Source organism: Billgrantia antri, from assembly GCF_019430905.1.
Classification (GTDB): domain Bacteria; phylum Pseudomonadota; class Gammaproteobacteria; order Pseudomonadales; family Halomonadaceae; genus Halomonas; species Halomonas antri.
Window position 1 is genome coordinate 178,751 of the sequence record NZ_JAHYCA010000002.1, and the last position, 18,728, is coordinate 197,478.

20 protein-coding genes are annotated in these 18,728 nt (G+C 61.5%); 8 read left to right on the forward strand and 12 right to left on the reverse strand.

What is annotated here, in order from left to right:
• Positions 1-11 precede the first annotated feature (11 nt).
• The 3 genes from KPL81_RS05150 to KPL81_RS05160 all read left to right on the forward strand — a co-directional run bounded on the left by KPL81_RS05150 (position 12) and on the right by KPL81_RS05160 (position 2,784).
• The gene (locus KPL81_RS05150; protein ID WP_219790936.1) at positions 12-395 is read left to right on the forward strand and encodes a Na-translocating system protein MpsC family protein; all 384 of its coding nucleotides are present in this window, start codon (positions 12-14) and stop codon (positions 393-395) included.
• 178 nt (positions 396-573) lie between these two features.
• On the forward strand, positions 574-1,596 hold the full coding sequence (locus tag KPL81_RS05155) for a Nif3-like dinuclear metal center hexameric protein (RefSeq protein ID WP_219790937.1): 1,023 nt from the start codon (positions 574-576) through the stop codon (positions 1,594-1,596).
• An 84-nt stretch (positions 1,597-1,680) separates the two neighbouring features.
• The gene (locus KPL81_RS05160; protein WP_219790938.1) at positions 1,681-2,784 is read left to right on the forward strand and encodes a hypothetical protein; all 1,104 of its coding nucleotides are present in this window, start codon (positions 1,681-1,683) and stop codon (positions 2,782-2,784) included.
• Positions 2,785-3,039: 255 nt separating this feature from the next.
• Here the strand turns inward: KPL81_RS05160 and KPL81_RS05165 are convergent, their stop codons facing one another.
• From KPL81_RS05165 to KPL81_RS05180, 4 genes are all read right to left on the reverse strand, one after another.
• Complete coding sequence (locus KPL81_RS05165; RefSeq protein ID WP_219790939.1) at positions 3,040-4,320, reverse strand: DcaP family trimeric outer membrane transporter; 1,281 nt, start codon at positions 4,318-4,320, stop codon at positions 3,040-3,042.
• Between the two features lie 271 nt (positions 4,321-4,591).
• Positions 4,592-6,070 carry a hypothetical protein gene (locus KPL81_RS05170; protein WP_219790940.1) on the reverse strand — a complete coding sequence of 493 codons (1,479 nt, stop codon included), beginning with the start codon at positions 6,068-6,070 and terminating at the stop codon, positions 4,592-4,594.
• A gap of 229 nt (positions 6,071-6,299) precedes the next feature.
• Positions 6,300-6,830: a chromate transporter gene (locus KPL81_RS05175; RefSeq protein ID WP_219790941.1), complete on the reverse strand. Its 531-nt coding sequence runs from the start codon at positions 6,828-6,830 to the stop codon at positions 6,300-6,302.
• Positions 6,827-7,399 (reverse strand): chromate transporter, encoded by a 573-nt coding sequence (locus KPL81_RS05180; protein ID WP_219790942.1) that lies wholly within the window; start codon positions 7,397-7,399, stop codon positions 6,827-6,829. The genes KPL81_RS05175 and KPL81_RS05180 overlap by 4 nt, the downstream gene beginning before the upstream one ends.
• 172 nt (positions 7,400-7,571) lie before the next feature.
• Here KPL81_RS05180 and KPL81_RS05185 point away from each other — a divergent pair, with 172 nt between their 5' ends.
• The 4 genes from KPL81_RS05185 to KPL81_RS05200 all read left to right on the forward strand — a co-directional run bounded on the left by KPL81_RS05185 (position 7,572) and on the right by KPL81_RS05200 (position 10,411).
• Positions 7,572-8,228, forward strand: a complete 657-nt coding sequence (locus KPL81_RS05185; protein WP_219790943.1) for a GntR family transcriptional regulator — start codon at positions 7,572-7,574, stop codon at positions 8,226-8,228.
• A gap of 175 nt (positions 8,229-8,403) precedes the next feature.
• Positions 8,404-9,234: a creatininase family protein gene (locus tag KPL81_RS05190; RefSeq protein WP_219790944.1), complete on the forward strand. Its 831-nt coding sequence runs from the start codon at positions 8,404-8,406 to the stop codon at positions 9,232-9,234.
• 55 nt (positions 9,235-9,289) lie between these two features.
• A complete protein-coding gene (locus KPL81_RS05195) occupies positions 9,290-9,595 on the forward strand; it encodes a ferredoxin (protein WP_219790945.1) in 306 nt (101 codons plus the stop codon).
• Between the two features lie 156 nt (positions 9,596-9,751).
• Positions 9,752-10,411, forward strand: coding sequence for a GntR family transcriptional regulator (locus KPL81_RS05200; RefSeq protein ID WP_219790946.1), 660 nt, complete (start codon positions 9,752-9,754; stop codon positions 10,409-10,411).
• Between the two features lie 108 nt (positions 10,412-10,519).
• Here the strand turns inward: KPL81_RS05200 and nadX are convergent, their stop codons facing one another.
• The 6 genes from nadX to KPL81_RS05230 all read right to left on the reverse strand — a co-directional run bounded on the left by nadX (position 10,520) and on the right by KPL81_RS05230 (position 15,684).
• Positions 10,520-11,338 carry an aspartate dehydrogenase gene (nadX, locus tag KPL81_RS05205; RefSeq protein WP_219790947.1) on the reverse strand — a complete coding sequence of 273 codons (819 nt, stop codon included), beginning with the start codon at positions 11,336-11,338 and terminating at the stop codon, positions 10,520-10,522.
• An 8-nt stretch (positions 11,339-11,346) separates the two neighbouring features.
• Positions 11,347-11,685 carry a 2Fe-2S iron-sulfur cluster-binding protein gene (locus KPL81_RS05210; protein ID WP_219790948.1) on the reverse strand — a complete coding sequence of 113 codons (339 nt, stop codon included), beginning with the start codon at positions 11,683-11,685 and terminating at the stop codon, positions 11,347-11,349.
• 30 nt (positions 11,686-11,715) lie between these two features.
• Positions 11,716-12,732, reverse strand: coding sequence for a 2Fe-2S iron-sulfur cluster-binding protein (locus tag KPL81_RS05215; protein ID WP_219790949.1), 1,017 nt, complete (start codon positions 12,730-12,732; stop codon positions 11,716-11,718).
• Between the two features lie 119 nt (positions 12,733-12,851).
• Complete coding sequence (locus KPL81_RS05220) at positions 12,852-13,331, reverse strand: GlcG/HbpS family heme-binding protein (RefSeq protein WP_219790950.1); 480 nt, start codon at positions 13,329-13,331, stop codon at positions 12,852-12,854.
• Between the two features lie 41 nt (positions 13,332-13,372).
• Positions 13,373-14,827, reverse strand: a complete 1,455-nt coding sequence (locus KPL81_RS05225; protein ID WP_219790951.1) for an aldehyde dehydrogenase family protein — start codon at positions 14,825-14,827, stop codon at positions 13,373-13,375.
• A gap of 125 nt (positions 14,828-14,952) precedes the next feature.
• Positions 14,953-15,684: an iron-containing redox enzyme family protein gene (locus tag KPL81_RS05230; RefSeq protein WP_219790952.1), complete on the reverse strand. Its 732-nt coding sequence runs from the start codon at positions 15,682-15,684 to the stop codon at positions 14,953-14,955.
• Positions 15,685-16,152: 468 nt separating this feature from the next.
• Here KPL81_RS05230 and KPL81_RS05235 point away from each other — a divergent pair, with 468 nt between their 5' ends.
• A complete protein-coding gene (locus tag KPL81_RS05235; RefSeq protein ID WP_219790953.1) occupies positions 16,153-17,541 on the forward strand; it encodes an MFS transporter in 1,389 nt (462 codons plus the stop codon).
• Positions 17,542-17,593: 52 nt separating this feature from the next.
• Here the strand turns inward: KPL81_RS05235 and KPL81_RS05240 are convergent, their stop codons facing one another.
• Both KPL81_RS05240 and KPL81_RS05245 read right to left on the reverse strand, forming a co-directional pair.
• Complete coding sequence (locus KPL81_RS05240; protein ID WP_209476047.1) at positions 17,594-18,124, reverse strand: chromate transporter; 531 nt, start codon at positions 18,122-18,124, stop codon at positions 17,594-17,596.
• Positions 18,121-18,693, reverse strand: coding sequence for a chromate transporter (locus KPL81_RS05245; RefSeq protein ID WP_209476049.1), 573 nt, complete (start codon positions 18,691-18,693; stop codon positions 18,121-18,123). The genes KPL81_RS05240 and KPL81_RS05245 overlap by 4 nt, the downstream gene beginning before the upstream one ends.
• Positions 18,694-18,728: the final 35 nt, after the last annotated feature.

The following is an 18,728-nucleotide window of genomic DNA, read 5'->3' on the forward strand; positions in this document are numbered from 1 at the left end:
CGAGGTCGACCATGAGCGCCTTGGACACTCACTCTTCGGGCACCCATTCACTGGGGCAGTTCAAGCAGGAGCTGATCAAGGACTACAACGAGGTCAATCATCGTATCTTTGGTATCGGCGTGGTGCGCCAGAAGGTCGACGTGCAGGGTGACAAGATACTCATCGTCGCGCTGCACAAGCGGGTTCCCTCGCTGGCGTATCTGAATACGCTGAACAGCAACGTGAGCGAGCTGGCCGACCACTATTTGATCAAGGGCTTCAAGAACGAATTCAAGCAGCTGCTGGTAGAGAAGTACGGCTTCGAGATCGTTTCCATCTTCAAGGACTACGACGCGCAGGCCGAGCTTTCCGCTACCGTGGTGTTGTTGCAACGAGACGTGCGCGACTACCTCTGACCTCGACGTCAGGGCATAGGCCGCAAGTCCGTACAGGAAAGACCGTTGACTGGTGATGTGAACTCGTCCTGACAGGACGAGTGCTCGAGACCGTCAGCGCAGTGGGAGGCAAAGGCCTCTCGCTGTGCTGGCGGTTTTTTTGTGGTCCAGGTTGCGACCGGAATAGAGGAGAGAGCCGATGGCCAAGGTAGCGGATATCGTCAATGCGATGAGCGTGATCACGGGCGGTAGAACGGTGTCGTCCATGGAGGAGGTGAAGCGAGGGGATCACCCGTTCGTGATCCTGAAGTCCTCGGGCATCTACGGCAAGGAAGTGCTGGAAATCCCGGGGCTGATCTATGGTGACCCGAACAAGGAAGTGAAGAAGATCGCCGTGTGCATGACCATGACCGAGCTGGTGATCGAACTGGCGGGCGCCACCGGGGTGGATGCCGTCGTGGCGCATCACCCCATCGCCGATGCCGCCAGCTGCGGCGGGGTGACGCTGAAGAATTATCTCGACCTCTACGACGTGGCGGGGCTGGAGTGCCACGAGGCCTTTCACGGCCTGCACCCCGGCATTCCTTACCTGCACGGTCACAAGGTGCTGAAAGGCAGCATTTCTTACGGTGGCGTGCATGGCAATATCATGTTCGTGGGTCGTGCACTGCCGGGTATCGCCACCCTTGGCGACATTCTCGACCGCCTGGACGGCTTCATGGCGCTGGACCAGGATCGTGCCCTGCTTGCCGAAGAGCGCCTGGTGCGCGGCATCGAGGAGATTCGCGAAACCAGCGTGGAGACCCGTGGCTTCATCCACCTCGGCGAGCGCGACAGCCGGGTCGAGAACGTGCTGCACATCTTCCCTCATACCGGCTTCTCGCCGGAGAACTTGCGCCAGGCCGTGGCCGAGAACCCCGATGTGGATACCGTGCTGGCTTCGATCAGCCGCGTCTACGCCGGACATGAGCTGATCGAGACGGCCCGTGAGCTGGGGCTCAACTTCCTGGTCGGCAACTGCCACGTGATGGAGATTCTGGAAAACGGACTGCCACTGGCCCACGCTCTCGACGAGTTGCTGGAGGGGGTCGAGGTTGTGCTGTTCCGCGACCGGGTCACCTCCACGCCGGTGCGCCGGGTAGGCAATGAGGCAATGCAGGCTTATGCCCGGGAGATGGCGTCAAGCCACCTGTTGGGCAAGCATGCATTGAGCGAAACCTAGACAGTTAATGACAGAATGGGCACAAGTTATCCACAAGTGCCAGATCAAAAACAAGGTCCATCTAAAAACAACAGAGGCACCGACATGAAGACCTCAGTCACTACCCCTGAAGCGAAACCCGCCCTGCCTGCGAGCAAGCGGGCATGGAAGCGCATCGAAGTGGTCGGCATCGTACTGCTGTGCATCTGCCTGCTGATGCTGCTGCTCTCTCCGACCAGTCTTTCCGGCCTGTTCAACTCGATTCTCGATTCCGTGCGACCCGTGGTGGTCGACGTCTTCCTCACCGGTGTGGTCGGCACGGCGATCATCGTCAGCGTGATCGTTGGTCGGCTACTGGAGCGGCTGGGCTTCACCGATGCCCTGGTTCGCATCTTCGTGCCGGCCATGAAGCTCTTAGGCGTCAACCCGGCGGTAATCATCCCCAGTGTCTACAACATCTTCGGCGACATCAACGCGGCGGGTAAGATCTCCGGACCTATCCTGAAGAAGGCGGGTGCCACCAAGGACGAGCAGAAGCTCGCCGTGGCTACCATGGTGCAGTCGCAGCAGTCGTTCTCCACCTTCATGCTGGGGCTGATGGCGCTGACCTTTGCCGGGGTGAACGTCTTTGCCGTGGTGCTGCTGGCGGTGTTCCTGCCGCTGGTGATTTCGCCGCTGATCCTGTCGAAGGTGCTCTATCGCGACGTCAAGCGGGTCGAAATCGGTCACCTGCCGACCTTTACCCCCGAGCGCGACTTCATGCCCACGCTGTTCAGCGCGGCGCGGGAGGGCGTCGAGCTGCTCCTGTTGATCCTGATTCCCGCCGTGGCGCTGGTCTTCGCCGTGATCGGCGTACTCGATTACATCGGCATCTGGGCGCCGATCGAGGCGGGGCTCGGCAAGGTCATGCTGCTGTTCAACATCCACCCGGAAACCGGGGTGCTGTCGGTGCTGGTGAGCCCGACCCTGGCCATGGGCCAGCTGCAGAGCATTGCCGCCGAACTCGATCCATCGCTGGTGGTAGGCTCCTTCGTGCTGGCTTCCTCGGGCCTGCCGCTCTCCGCCGTATTCGGCCAGGTGCCGGTGGTCTGGGCGGAAAGCTCCGACCTATCCGAGCGCGAGGCCATGGGCGCCGCTGTGCTGGGCATCGTCATGCGCCTGGCGACGGCGTTCCTGATCGCCTTCTTCGTCACTCCGCTGGTGGTATAGGAGCATGCTGGCCGACCGGAGGGGGGGGGCTCCGGCCGGCCATGCCTGGGTCAACAGAGCTCTGAACTCTAGCTATTCCAGTAGCACTTGCGCATCTCGTTCTCATGCGTCTGGTCCATGGCGATGCGAGGAAGGCTATCAAGGCCTGTCGTGCAGTGCGCGGTGTCGTCATTGCCATGAATGCAGGAAAAACCCCGCCCAGAGGGCGGGGAAGGAGTAACTCAGTATCAAACGGATAATGCGTCTTGCCGGAGCTTAGAAGCTATACATCACCATCGCCTGCACGCGAGAGGCATAGCCCTCCCGGCCGTTCACCGTCTCGCGCTTGTTCCAATTGGCTTCGATACCGTAGCTGATGCGCTCGCTCAGTGCGGGCGACCAGATATAGTTGATCCAGGCGGCTTCGTAGGAATCGTCATTTGTGAGGAAGGCGGGATTGTTATCGAGGTCGGCGGTGATACGGCTGTAGGCGGCGTTGATGGCGCCCGGCCCCACCGCAAGGCTGGCCCCAAGAGTGCCGCCGGTCGACTCGATGGTTTCCAGTTCACCCTCGGAAGTGGCGAATGCAGGGGCGATCTGGGGGTTGCCCTGGTTGTAGCCGCCAATGCCATCGCCATGGGTCAGGGCGCCGCGTATCGTCAAGTCATCACTGACTTTCATGGCGACCTCGGCCCCCAGTCCCCAGCCAAACGCAGAGTCGCTGGCAGCGGGCGTCTCGATACCGGCGCTATCGAATTCGAGGTATCGAGCGACCCCTGAGAAGGAGTAATGAAAGGTTCCCTCCGTGTCGGTATAGCGCAGCGTGACGTCAGGAAGCTGGCTCTTGGCGCCCGGAGCCGACACTTGACCGCCTTCATCGGCTGGATTTTCCAGCGCCATGGAGAGTTTGCCTGAGGTGTAGCGGAGCTGAGGCTGGCGCTCAACGGCGGGCCGGCCGGTTGGACCGGTAAAGGAGATCAGCGGCGTGCTGGAGACGAAACCCGCGAAGTTGGTCCAGGTCTGGCCGGCCAGCAGATGGTTCCATTTGCCATAGGCATGACGTAGCCGAAAAGCGGAGCTATCGCCGTAGAAATCCCCTTCGATGGTGGTCTCGAGATTGCTGCCTGCAACTGGGGTGGATGTGCCAAAGCCGATACGGCTTTCGCGGGCATGCATGGTGAAATGGCCGTTGGGCCCCTCTTCCCCTTCCAGACGTGGGGCGGAGCGATCAACCGTATCGCCCAGTGCGTTATCGAAATCGTAGATCACATCCAGCTTGACGTAGCCATAAATGGACGCGGTCGTATCCCCCACTTGGAGCTCGTAAGCGAACGAGCCTGCTGAAACCGCCAGCGTCATGGCGCCGATGGAGGAAATGGCAAACTGCTTGACGTTGTTGTGTATTGTCACTGTCTGGTCCTTTGATGTCGGATTGGTAGTCCTGCCCGAGCGTCTCGAAACCTGGCTTCGATGCGCCCGGAAGGGTTCGAGTAGTATCGGCGCTCTCTCGGGTCTCCTTTCGTTGGCAAAAGCATTTCCCGCCTCGATGTTGGGCACCGAGACGAAAACCGAGCTGCGCTTCGCAGCGGTTGGATGTGGACATGTCGTTATCCAGGTCGACCCGGTTCCGGTGGCATGAAGATGTTGTGAAGCCAGCGGGTCGACCTGGGTTGTTAGCGGACTGACATGTAAGTCAGGGATGTGAAAAGCGCTGCTTTCATAAGCTGCTAGGCAAAAATGGCATATGGTGTACCAAATAGCTTATAGCTTGGTGCTTCTTGAGCATGCTGGTGAATCTCGGCGCTTGCACACATGCCGGGTCACCAAGCTACATCAGTAGAATTGCAAGGAGCGCAGCCACGACGATGCCGGAAATCACCGGTACGAAATTGCGTCTTACCAGCGCCGAGGGGCTGACGCCCGCGATACCGGCATCCGCAGCTACGCCGAAGGCCCAGGCAGCCAGCGTGCCACCACCGGCGAAGATGGCCGCCACCTGGCCCAGGGCTGCCAGCACGTGCACATCTACACCGGCACCGGTGCCCAGCGCACCGGACAGCGAACCTACCAGTGGCAGGCCGGAGAAACCCGAGCCGTCCATGCCGGAGAGCAGACCGATAAAGGCCATGCCGAAGGCCAGTAGGAAGACGTTGCCATCGATGTATTGACCGATATTGTGGCCGATATCGAACAGGTAGCCGGCGGCATTGGTACCGATGACCTGGGCGGAGTGCTCTGGGTGGCCGAGGAAGAAGAAGCCGGCGATCGGGATGATCGGGGCGAAGATCTTGATGGCGAAGAAGAAGCCTTCGCGGGTGTAGCTGCTGATGCCATCCAGGGCGTGATGGCCGTGGGAAGCAAGCGAGGAGAGCACCAGCAGCAAGGTGGCCGTGCCGCCCAGCAGTGCCGTGGCACCGCCGCCTCGAATTGCCTGGTCGGGAAGGAACAGGGCGCGATAGATCATCAGCCCGGCTATGCCAAGCAGGATCACTGGTACGGCGATGGCAAAGAGGCGCGCATAGGGGCCGGCAGCCGGTTCGTCCTCTTCGTTGACCGTATTGGCCTGGACGGCGGCAGCTCCTGCCGAGCGAGGTGCGAAGACGGCATCGCCCCGGGGGATCTCCAGCGCCCCCGAGCGCATGTCACGGCGCAGGTGTAGGCAGGCGAGGGTAATTGCCACGGCACCGACTATCAAGGAAAACAGCAAGGTATAGGGAATTAGCGTCGAAGTCTCGATACCTGCGGCACCGGCGGTCAAACGGCTGGCACCTTGGATCACCGGGTCAGCGGAAAGCGCCATGCCATGACCGAACAGGTTGACCGCCATGGCCGCGCCGATAGCCGGCAGGCCCACTTGCATGGCGACGGGGATCAGCACGGTGCCGACCAGAGCTACGGCCGGTGTCGGCCAGAAGAAGGCAGCGGCGAGATACATGGTGATGCCGAGGGCGAAAAACGCTGTCCAAGGACCGATCATCAGTTTCTTCATCGGTGCCACCATCAAGCGATCGGCGCCCTGGTGCTGCAGCGACTTGAGCATGGCCACCATCAGCGCTATGACCAGCATGATGTCGAAGAGCTCGTTGCCGGCATTGAGCAGGGCGCGGAAGACTACCTGAACGGCGAAGATCAGCTGGTTGAGCCCACCATCGTGGGGCGCTTCGGCCAACAAGCCCAGCATGAAGATACCGGCAATGGAAGGAATGATGACGCCCTTGCGGAAGCCGATGGAAACGAAGATCGCCAGGATCACAAGAAGGAAGACCCAGTGCGACGCGGTAAGTTGTACCTGTTCGAGTTGTTCCATGTTGTACCTTGTCGTGTCGTCAGGCTTGGCGATGGCGGAGCCGGAGGTATCGGGCGGACCATCGGGAGCTTGTAGTTGTCGATTGCTGTACTGCCACGGATGTGTTTGCCTTGCATGTCACGAAAGTGTCGCTGTCGACCTACGTGCATGGAGTGGCTGGTTTATTGTCGTCGCATGTCATCTCCTGTCGTTTCGTAAAGGCACTCGGCAAGCAGCCTGCATGTCTTGGTTAGCCCAGCAGCAGACCGCCATAAGCCAGCGAGGCGGCGATCACAAGGGCAGGATGCAGCCTGAAGAGAAGCAGGGCGATTGCTGCCATTGCTGCAATCAGCAGCGTGTGAAGTAGTCCCGCCCCATCCAGGCTCTCGAAGAAGAAGCTCACCACCAGGCCAGCCATCATCATCGCGATGACCGGACGAACCCACTGGCTCATGCGCTTCACGCGTGGCGAGTCGCGATAGCGATAAAGCAGCCCCAGGGCGCCCAGCATGATCAGCAGCGTGGGCACGACGGTGGCGAAGACGGCGACCGTCGCGCCGCCGATACCCGCCACTTCATAGCCGACATAGCCGGCCATCTTGGTGGCTATCGGGCTTGGCAGTGCATTACCCAGGCCCAGCACCTCGGCGAACTCCTGACCGCTCATCCAGCCGTAGCGGCCCACCACTTCCGCCTCGATCAGCGGGATAATGGCCGGGCCCCCGCCATAGCCGACTATGTTGGGAATGAAAAAGGCGAGAAAAAGCTCGAGGTAGATCATCGCGTTGCCTCTTTGACGGCTTTGCCTTGCGTCAAGGGCGGGAGCAGGGCAGCTCCCAGAAGCGCGCCAATGACCAGGCCTGGGTGAATATCCAGCCAGTAGATCAGCCCGCCCGCCATGCCGGCCATTACCAGGCTGACCGCCCAGCCCAGTGCCAGTCGTGACTTGTTGAGAAAGTCCCAGGTGAGCTGGCCCATCATCACCATGACTACCGGCACCACTCCTTGTCCCATGCCGTGAATCCAGCTCACATCCCGATAGCGGCTGAAGAGCCCCAGCATCAGAATCATGGCGATGATCATTGGCAGTATCACGGCTAGCACTGCGTTGATGCAGCCGAGCGTGCCACCGACCCGAAAACCGATATAGCCAGGCATCTTGGTGGCGATGGGGCCCGGCAGAGTGTTGGCGATAGCCAGTACATCGGCGAACTCTTCATCCTGCATCCAGGCATGACGCTTGACGACTTCTTGGTGTACCAAAGGGATCATCGAGGGGCCTCCACCGAACCCGAGTAGGCCGATTCGGAGAAAGGAAAAGAACAACTTGCCCTGTAGTGATGCTGTCATGTCAGCCGATGTCCTAGTCTGTGCGTCTCACCCTATGCTTAAAAACAATCGCTTAAGCATAAGAGAAAGCTATTTTTCTAGTAAAAATCGATTATTTGACCTAGATTATGTCTCACAGCTTCAAGCGTCAAGCTCGGTATACCAAATTCCATAAAGAGAATGGAGTCACGCCATGAATGAAGTGCTCAAGCAGGGCAGTGCCACGACGGCCAGCAGGATCTACGAAATGCTCCGCCAGGATCTGCTCGATGGCCGCTACGCTGCCGGCGAGCGGCTGTCGATCGCATTGCTGCGAGAAACCTATCAGGTGGGCCTGAGTCCGCTGCGCGAGGCGCTGAACCGTCTGGCGGCCTATGGTCTGCTGCGCCAGGAGAACCAGCGCGGCTTTCGCGTGCTGGAGTTGAGCCGCGACGAGCTTGCCGATATCACCGAAATGCGCCGTCAGCTAGAGGGCAAGGCGTTGGAGCTTGCCGTCAAGCATGGCGATGAAGAGTGGGAATCCCAGCTTTTGGCCGCGAATCATCGCCTATCGAAGGTCTGCGCTCATACGCCGGTCGTGGAGTGGGAGCAACTGCACTCGCGCTTCCACAATGCCCTCGTCGCCCCTTGTGGTTCGGTCTGGTTGTTGCGCTTCATCTCGCAGCTGCACGACCAATTCGATCGCTATCGGCGCGTGGCGCCACGCGCCCAGGAGCTGCGTCATCAGCTCGATGCCCAGCATCAAGAACTGGTGGACCTGGCTCTGGCTCGCAATGCTAGCGGTGCCCGGGAATTGCTGGAGGAGCACATCACGCTTTCCAGCGAAGTGGCGCAGAAGAGCTGCCGCTAGGCAGCCCTGGCGCGGCGTACTGAAGTCCTTTGCCGTAGCCCCCCCCTCTTTACAGGGGCGGTTAGCTTCGGCTAGTGTTGGTTTATGGTATACCAATTACACCTGTATCATGCCATAGACCACAACACGCGACCAGGCGTTGAAGTTCGCCGCGCAGGTGCCGAGGGAGAGCGGGATGGAAGGTCAGAGTGAGAATCAGAAGAGCCAGGTAGATAGCTATGTGTTAACGGAGATGACCTGGCCGGAGGTCGAGGAGGCGCTCAAGACCGTCAAGATGGCCATCGTGCCGGTCGGAGCGCACGAGCAGCATGGACCGCACATGAACGAGAGCTGCGATGCAGTACTTGCCATCGAGATGGCCAAGCGCCTCGCCGCTGTGCTGCACCCACAGGTGCTGGTGACGCCCACGGTCAACATGGGAGTCTCCCCGCACCACCTGAACTTTCCCGGCACCATCAGCCTGCGCCCCGAAACCCTGCTGGCCGTGCTGCGCGACATGGTCGTCTCGCTGCAGCGTCACGGAATCGACAAGGTGTTGTTCCTCAATAGTCATGGTGGAAATCAAGCCACGCTTGGCCTGGCCTGTGCCAGCTTCATTCAGGAATTAGGCGTGGCGTGCTACTACGCCAAGACCACCGCTTCCGCCAAGAAGGCCATGAAGGAGCACATTTCCTCAACCCTGTTCGGCCATAGCTGCGAGCGCGAGGTTTCCGAGGCGTACTATCTAGCTCCCCACCTGGTGCGCTCGGAACGGCTCGAAAAGGGCGACATCGTGCACGGAGGCTATTGGGAGGGATTGCGCCCGGGCAACCCTCTCCAGGGCTTTTACTACTACGAAGAAATGACCCGCAACGGCTGCATCGGCGACGCCACCCGGGCAAGCCATGCCATCGGCAAGGCCATCGTCGAGGAGGCGCTCGAGGAGCTATCGGCGGCGCTGCGGCCGCTGCTTTCCGAAACTGTCCAAGCCCAGGCTGAGCACGATGATAGAGAGCTTGCCACCTGAAGGGGTACTGACAAGAAACGAGCGGTTGGTCAAATCACAACGAGAGAGCGATGACATGTACATCATTTTGACAAGCAAGCTGGGCGAATACGATGCCCGGCCGGGGCAAGGCATCGCCCCCGTCGAATCTTACGAATACTTCTTTTATGGCAGGAAGAAGGCCGACTTCACCATTGCCGAGGTCAATGGTGACCAGGGCCGGGTCAGCATTGTCGAGACCGGGGAGGGCGGCAAGACCAATAGCGTGCCGCTGAAATTCTTTGAACGCTTCGACACCATCGCAGCGGCGCGAGCCGAACTCGAGCAGCTGGTGACCTTCGGCAGCATCGACACTCGTCTGGAGAAGGCGCCGCTGCACTGAGCCGGCCGTCTATCTGTCATCCTCGCCCCCCGTTCCCATCGGTACGGGGGGCGTTGTTTTTCTGGACCTTCGTGTACCAGATGCCAACGTTTTGACGCGATGTGATAAGATACTTTTTGACGAACCCTAGCTTCGAGACAACCGATGGTAGCCCGAATGGCAGAATCCTGGACACAGGAAGACCTTTCACCGATCCGCGACAAGGTATATGCCTATCTCAAGGACGCCATACTGCGCGGCGAGTACAAGGCTGGTGACCGTCTGGTCGAAAGGGTGCTGGCCGAAAAGCTCAACATCAGCCGCACGCCCATCCGCGAGGCGCTGTTTCGCCTCGAGACCCAGCGTTTCGTGCGTACCGTGCCGCGCAAGGGAGTGGTGGTCAACGAGATCACCCAGGCGGAGATTCTCGAGGTGTTCATGATTCTGGCCTCATTGGAGTCGCTGGCGGCTCGCCTGGCCGCGCAGAAGGTCAACGACGAGATCGTTGCCGAGATCGACCGCCTCATGGCCGAGATGGACGAAGCCCTGCAGGACGGTGACGGCGATGAGGTAGAGCTCAACATCAAGTACAACGACCTGATTGGCCGGGCCTCGGGGAATCCGAAGCTTCACGAGATGCTGGTCGACCTGAAGGACTATGTGCGCGCCTTTTCGAATCTCAGCAGCGCCCTGCCCGGGCGCACCAAAGAGGCCTTGCGCGAGCACCAGGACATCCTCGGCGCCATTCGCGGTGGGGAAGAGGACCTGGCCGAGAGCTTCACCCGGATTCACCTCGAGAAGTCGCGCAAGGCGTATATGAACCGTTCGCAGGTCTGATCGGGCAGTAGAGACAAGCGATACAGGACAGAAAAGGCAAGCCGAGCGCTCACAGTGCTAGCGTCCGGCTTCATTTCATACCCCTTCCGTTGGCGTGGCAGTGGCTGTCTAACCGATCACCAGCGGTGAGGAGAGATTCTTCAGCGCACGGGCCACGCTCATGGCAACAATATAGCCGGTCTTGGGGTTGTCGGGCGAAGGCGTGTTCTGCACTTCGATACGTACCTCGCCGAACAGGCCTTTGGCGGAAACCTCATGCACATTCTTCTCGATGGTGGGATCGACCAGTACTCGAACCTGGGTGGCCTCGAAGCCCACTCCGGCCAAGCTCAGCGCCGCCGAGACGTTGACGCTCTCGGGAAATACACGTGAAGACTCACGGGCATTGCCCTCGAAGATCAGCGTCGGCTGCGTCACCGTGTCGAGATCCACAACTTCCTCGGCGTAGGTGTCACGCCACGCCTTTACCGGCTTGCGGGTCGTCAGCGTAACGCGCTCCAGTGGGCCCTGGGCGGCAGCGGCGATACGGTCGAGACCGGCAATCGCCGCCGAGGGTATCAGCACGCGCTTTTGCTGCTGGCTGGCGCTGGCCATGATCCGGTCATATAGCTTCTGGTCGCAGAAGGCGCCGACCGAGACCACCATGAAATCGCAGCCGTGTTGCAGTGAAGTCTCGGCATAGCGAATCACGGCTTCGTGTCCTGCCGTCTCGACCACCACGTCGGGGCGAAAGGCAAAGAAGGTCTCTTCGTTGTCGGTAATCGTGCAACCGTCCAGTGAGATGTCGTCATACTTGCCGGCATTGCGTACTAATACGCTGGTCAGGCGGGTGTTACCCGCCTGACCGCTGAGGATGGCCTCGGCGACATCCTTGCCTGCCGTACCGTAGCCGATGAGCCCAACTCGAATCGCGTGTTGCTCTGTCATTGCGTGCCTCATGCCTCTGCCTTGGGTTTGACCTGGCACGTGCCGGCAGCACCGCCCTTGGGTGTCTCTTCCCAGGAAACCTTGACGTCGCCCTTGAGAAAGGTCTGGCAGGCGAGGCGATAGCCCTGCTCCAGCTCTTCGGCAGAAAGCAGCTTCTCCTCCTTCTTCTTTACGGCGTCGGTGTTCTCGCGGCCCTCCTCGACGAGACATTTGCAGGTGCCGCAAAGCCCGCCGCCGCACTTGAACGGGATACCGCCCTTCTCGCGCAACGAGATGCGCAGCAGGTTGGAATCTTCCGGGGCGCTGATGACCTTGCCGCCGCTGGTAATGAAAGTGATGTCCGGCATGACGATTACCTCGCTGGATCCGGTGATGCCTCAGGCCACGCTGCCTTCGAGCTCATGGGTGAAGTTAAAGCTGTCGGCATAGATGCGCTCGACGTCGAGGCCGCGCTGGGAAAAGCTCGTCTTGGCGGCAGCGATCATCGGCGGCGGGCCGCACAGGTAGGCATCGAAGGCGCTGAGGTCCTCGAAGTCCTGGCACACCGCCTCGTGCACGAAGCCGCGGCGACCGCCCCACTCGGGGTCGGGCTCCGAGAGCACGGGCACGTAGCGGAAGTTGGGCAGCGTTCGTGCCCACTGGCGTAACTGCTCGTCGAGGTAGAGGTCCTCTACACGGCGTACGCCCCAATAGAGGGCGATGCCGGGACGCTCGGGTTCGTCCAGCAGCGACTCGATGATGCTCTTGAGCGGTGCCAGGCCGGTGCCACCGCCCACCATCAGCAAGTCGCGTGGACTCTTGGCGTCATGGCGGAAGTTGCCCAGCGGCAGTTCCACGTCGAGGGTGTCGCCTGGTTTGTAGTCGGTCTCGAGTCGGCCGGTGAAATGGCCGCCGGGGACGCGACGGATATGGAAGTCGAACAGCTCGCCGCGGTGGGGCGAAGCCATGGAGAAGCTGCGGGGGCTGCCGTCGTCCAGCATCACGTTGAGGTACTGGCCCGGATGGAACACCACCTCGCTGGCCGTGGGGATGCGCAGTACCAGGTGGGTCACATCGTGGCTCAGCTTTTCAAGCCGCTCGATGGTAGCAACATGGAAATCGGCCGGGATGTAGCCTTCCGGCAGCAGCTTGGCACTGATGGTCAGGTCGCTCTGGGCGCATGCCTGGCAGGCCAGTGCGTAGCCCGCCTCGGCTTCCTCTTCGGTCAGTCCGAAGGGGAACTCCTCGTAGTCGACCGTGCCTTCAAGCAGCTTGATGCGGCAGGCACCACAACCACCGAAGCGGCAGTCGTGAGCGAGCGGAAAACCGGCACGCTCGGCAGCCTCGAGCAGTGGTTCGCCCGTCTGGGCTTCGAAGCTTTCTGAGGTCTCGGAGAGAGTAATACGGTAGCTCATGGCAGCCTCCTGGAGTGCACCCGTTTCAAGGCATGGTCTTGTCGTTGTTGCAGGGTGTCTGTGCTTGGCTGATCGTCAGGGGAGTCGGCAAGGGCGGGCCGCTTGCCGACGTCGCATGCTTATTTCTTGATGTCGGCTTCGACCACGACCTCATGGCCGGAGTCGCGCAGGTGATTCTGTAGCGCTTGCAAGGCCGCCAGTCCGGCCTGGGTGTCCTGCTCGCCGTTGCCGCCGCTCAGGCCGACGCCGCCAATCACCTCGCCATCGACGACGATGGGAAAGCCGCCGACGAACACGGCAAACTTGCCCTCGAAGCTCCATTGAATGCCGAAGGCTTCGTTGCCCGGCAGAGCGGGGCCGTTGGGGGCGGTATTGAACAGGTGGGTCGAACGCTTGTGCCCGGCAGCGGTGAAGGCCTTGTTCCAGGCGATCTGCGGGCCGGTGACGCGGGCGCCGTTCATGCGCTCCAGCGCCAGCGGGTAGCCGCCGTCATCCACAACGCAGATGGTTTCCAGCACGCCGATCTCTTCGGAGCGCTGCTTGGCGGCTTCCACCATCAGCTTGGCTTCTTCCAGTTCCAGTCGAAATACCTGTTTCATGGGCTTACCTTGTCGTCAGGTTGTCGTTGTGAATGCCGCACTCAGCGGCCGATGTAGACAGTCTTGGTCTGGGTGAAGAAATCCAGCCCGGCGCGACCCGACTCTCGAAACGTTGAGGTGCTCGACTGCTTCAGGCCGCCGAAGGGCGCGTTGACCAGATTGCCGGTGGTGGTGCGGTTGACCTTGACCGTGCCGGCCTGGATATCGAGCGGGAAGCGCTGGATATAGGCGATGTCGTTGGTTACCAGCGCGGCTGACAGGCCGTAGGGCGTATCGTTGGCCTTGACGATGGCATCCTCGTAGCCGTCGATCTCGATCACCGCGACCACCGGGCCGAAGATCTCCTCGCGGGCGATGCGCATCTCCTGGGTGACGTCGCTGAAGATCGCCGGCGCCACGTAGAAGCCCTTGGCATAGTCGCCCTCGCTGAGGTGCTCGCCGCCATGCACGTGCGTGGCCTCCTGCTTGCCAGACTCGATGTAGCCAAGCACGCTGTCGAGCTGCTGGCGGGTGGCCAGCGGACCGATCTGGGTGCCTTCGGTCATGCCGTTGCCGATCTTCAGCGTCTTGACCTTCTCCACCAGCCGCGCGAGGTACTCTTCTTTCAGGCTGCGGGCGATCAGCACCCGGCTGGTGCCGGTGCAGGCCTGGCCGGTCAGCGAGAAACCGCCCTTCACGGTCAGGTCCACCGCAGTATCGAGGTCGGCGTCTTCCAGCACGATCAGCGGATTCTTGCCGCCGAGTTCCATCTGGGTGCGGGTGGCCATGGCTGCGGCGCGGTGAATGCGCTCGCCGGCGGCGGTGGAGCCGGTGAACGAGATCGCCTTCACCACGGGGTTGGCGGTGATCTCCTCACCTATCGCCGAGGCGGCCCCGGTGATGAAGTTGAATACCCCTGCCGGGGCGCCGGCATGATGCAGGGCCTCGGCCAGGCGGTAGCCTATCAGCGGCGCATCGGACGAGGGCTTGAACACCACGGTATTGCCGGTAATCAGGGCCGGGGCGATCTTGCGGGCCGGGATCGAGATCGGGAAGTTCCACGGCGTGATGACGGTGGCCACGCCGAGCGGCTCGCGCTGGGTGTAGACCATCATCTTGGCGTCGTCCTGGGGGAAGGTCTCGCCGGTGATGGTCTGGCCTTCGATCGCGTAGAAGCGCAGGGTCTGGGCGGAACGCGCGATCTCGTCGCGGCTGTTGGCCAGCAGCTTGCCTTCCTCGCGGGTCAGTTCCTCGGCGAACTGTTCGACATTCTCCATCAGGTAGTCGGCGGCCAGATTGAGGATCTTGGCGCGCTGCGAGATCGGAGTCGCGCGCCAGGCGGCGAAGGCGTGGTCTGCTGCCGCGATGGCCTGGCGTGCATCTTCGACGGAGGATGCCTGGAAGTGGCCGAGCAGGTCGTCCTGGTCGGCGGGGTTGCGGTTCTCGAAGGTTTCCCTCGAGGTGCTGGCGACCCACTGGCCGTCGATATAGTTGAGAAACTGGGTTGCGTTATCCAAGACGCTTACCTCTTCGTCGTCGCTGGCTGTCGTCACGGGCTGTTATCACGCTCCCAGCCGCGTGGTGGCCATCCGCCGGCATCGGGCCGGCAGATGACATCACGCGAGGCTAGGTAGGGGCTCGATCAAGCCGCCATGTCGAGCTCGGTGAGAGGCAGCTCGTCGGCGACATAGTCGTAGTACAGCGCGGTGGTATAGAGCAGGCGCATCTGGGCGCCGATCTCGCAGATCTTCAGGCAGCGCTGCTGCAGCTCGACGGTGTCGGCGTGTTCCAGCACGATCTGGTAGCCGCGCTCGCCATGGATCTCGTCGGAGACGATGTGCAGGTCGAAGAACTCGACTTCCTCGTCGGTGAAGCCGTACTTCTCACGCAGGGTCGGGGTCTGTCGGCGGTAGATCGAGGGCACCTGGGACTCCAGGCCGACGACCAGGGCTGCCACGGCGACGACCGGATGCTCGCGCATGGCCACGGCGTAGCACCAGCTCTGCAGGCCACGGGTGGTGGGCGACATGTTGTCCGGGTTTTCGACGCGCTCGCGAGTGGTACCGCAGGCCTCGGCGAAGCGGATCAATAGGTCGGTATGACGATCGCCACCCAGCTCCTCCTCATACATGTTTTGCAGCAGGAAGTCCTTGGCTTCGGTGTGGCTTTCCGGGGTGTTGGCATAGATGTAAGCCAGGTAGTCGGCGAAGGGACCGACATAGTGGTAGTGGTTCTCGGCCCAGCGGGCGAGGTGGTTGCGAGACAGCTTGCCGCTGGCCCAGGCCACGCTGAACGGTGCCTTGTTGGCGCTCTTGCCCTTGATGGCTTCTTCCAGGGCGGTACGGAATTCGTCGCGATTCATCAACTGTGCCATGGGGGAGGACTCCTGTTTGTCGCTCGTGCGCCGCCTGGCCTGTCAGGCCGCGCTGTTGTTTTTGCTGTCCGGTGCCGGTCGTTCGGCGGTTTTTCTAGATGGCTTATGGTATACCAAAAGCCATGTGAAGGAGCGTATTCCTACGAATTTCCCCTGTCAAGTAATTTTGGCCCAGGGGAGTCTGGGGCGGCGCGCCAAGTTGGAATGCAGCCCGGGGCTATAGCTGGCCGCTAGAATAGACCGAGGAGGGGACGGTCGACTGTAACGTCAGCGATTCGATAGTGACTGTTGTCGGTTCTGTGAGTGGGAATGAATCTGTTTTTGGTATACCATTGACATAAGCGATAGCGCTGATCGTCAAGGTGCGCAGAGAAATCAAGGTGGCAGCGAAATGAGCAAGCGATGTCCGGCGAGGTTGGGGAACGGAGAGGCAGGAGCCTGGTGGCATCCGCACGGTGAGAGTTTGTCATGCTGAAGCGGCTCTTCGAAGAGCGCCCCGGAGATGCCGGACTGGGTGGGCAGCAGCGACGCATGGCTACGCTCGTGGTGGTGTTGGCCACCTTGTTGGCCGTACTCGACCTGGGCATCGTCAATATCGCCTTGCCGTCACTGGCCAGTAGCCTGGGAGTGGAAGAGTCTCGAGCGGTTTGGGTTGCCACGACCTATCAACTGGTGTGCGCTGCTTCGCTGCTCTCATTCGCGGCGCTTAGCCGCCTGGTGGGGCAATGGCGCGTCTTCACTAGTGGTTTAGCGCTCTACAGTCTGGGCGCGCTGGGCGCGGCGCTGGCTCAGAATCTGGAGTTGCTGCTGGTCTGGCGGGTCGTGCAAGGGCTGGGTGGTGCGGCAATCCTCAGCTTGGGGCCATCGCTTTATCGAAATATCTTTCCGCACCGGCTGCTGGGGCGGGCGATCGGATTGAATGCGATGGTCGTTGCCTTTGGCTTGGCATCAGGACCCACGCTCGGGGGCCTGGTACTGACGCTGGGCAGTTGGCCTTGGGTTTTTGCGCTCAATGTCCCCGTGGGACTGGTAGCTATCGGGCTGGCTTGGCGAGTGCTGCCAAGCGAACCATGGCGGCACGGCGGCTTCGATTGGCCGGGGGCGCTACTCTCCGTTCTGATGATGGGGGGCTTCGTGCTCACCATGGAACGGTTCGGCCATGGCGGGCATTACCTCTTGGTAGGTGGGCTTGGGGTGCTTAGTTTGCTGTCCATGGCTGTCTTCATCTGGCGGCAACGCCGCACTTCCACACCGCTGGTACCGTTGTCGTTGTTCGAGGCGCCCCGCTTTGCCACGGCATCGATAGTGACGGTGCTGGCCTTCACCGCCCAAGGCGCGGCTTTCGTCGCGCTGCCCTTTCTCTATCAGAGCGTGATGGGGGTGTCGCCACTCGAAGCGGCCCTGCTCTTCACCCCCTGGCCGCTGGCGCTGCTGGTCTCGGGGCCGGTCGCCGGCCGCCTGGCCGACAAGCGAGATCCTGCGCTTCTCGTGGCAGGTGGGCTGGGCTTGTTCCTGTGCGGAATGGTCGGTCTGGGCTGGTTGAGTACCGCCGGTTCTGCACTCTACTTGTTGATTCCTTCACTGCTGTGCGGCCTGGGTTACGGCTTCTTCCAGGCGCCCAACAATCGCGAAATCATGGGCAGCGCCCCCTTGACGCTAAGCGCCAGCGCATCCGGGGTGTTGGCGTCACTTCGCACTTTCGGCCAGTGCCTGGGCTCCGCACTGGTGGCATTGGTCATGGCGCTGCCATTCGGCAATGTCACCCTGGCTCTGTGGCTGGCGGCTGTGTTGGCGCTGCTGGCCTTGTTGGCCAGTGTGTTGCGTCTTTCACAGCCTGCGCAGGTCACGGCTGCATGACATGTCAGTCAGTTACCAGGCCAGCACGGTGCCGTTGGTGCGTGGCTTGGTATCAGCCGAGGAAGAGGCCGCCATACATCAGCGCGGCGAGTATCACGAAGGCTGGATGCACGCGGAAGCGCAGCAGGGCGATGGCGGCAGCCGCGGCGATCAGCAGCGTATGCCGCAGGCCGGCGCCTTCCAGTCCTGTACTGAAGAAGCTCCAGGTCAGCCAGGCCATCATGACGGCGATCACCGGGCGCACCCACTGACTCATGCGCTTGACGCGCGGCGAGTCGCGATGGCGATAGAGCAATCCGAGGGCTCCCAGCATTAGCAGCAGCGACGGCACCACCGTGGCCAGCACGGCGATCGCGGCGCCGGCGATGCCGGCGACATCGTAGCCCACGTAGCCGGCCATCTTGGTGGCGATGGGGCTCGGCAGGGCGTTGCCCAGGGCCAGGGTCTCGGCGAACTCCTGTGCGTTCATCCAGCCATAGCGGCCCACCACCTCGGCTTCGATCAGCGGAATGATCGCCGGGCCGCCGCCATAGCCGATGATGTTGGGCACGAAGAAGGCGAGAAACAGCTGCCAGTAGATCACGGCGTCGCTCCCTTGCGCCGACGAGCGGGGTAGAGCAGGGCGGTGAGCAGCAACGCCCCGATGACCCAGCCGGGATGGACTCCCACGAGATAAATGAGTCCGCCGGCTGCGGTTGCCATGGCAAGGCTGATGGCCCAGCCCAGGGCGAGGCGCGACTTGTTCCAGAAATCCATTGTCAACTGGGCCATCATGACCATGACCACTGGCACCACGGCTTGTCCCATGCCGTGGATCCAGGCCACGTCGCGATAGCGGCTGAGCGTCGTTAACAGCACGATCATGACGGCAATCATGGGCAGGATCACGGCAGCCACGGCGATCACGCAGCCGCTCGCGCCCGCCACCCGATAGCCGATGTAGCCGGGCATCTTGGTGGCGATGGGGCCGGGCAGGGTGTTGGCGATGGCGAGGATGTCGGCAAACGCCTCGTCATCGAGCCAGGCGTGACGCTTGACCACTTCCTGCCGGACCAGGGGGATCATGGCAGGACCGCCGCCGAAGCCGAGTAGACCGATGCGGACAAAGGCCCAGAACAGGGCGCCGAGGGGCGCCTTGGCAGGCGGCATCATGGAGACTCCTCAATTGGGGAACGCAGTAAAGGGTC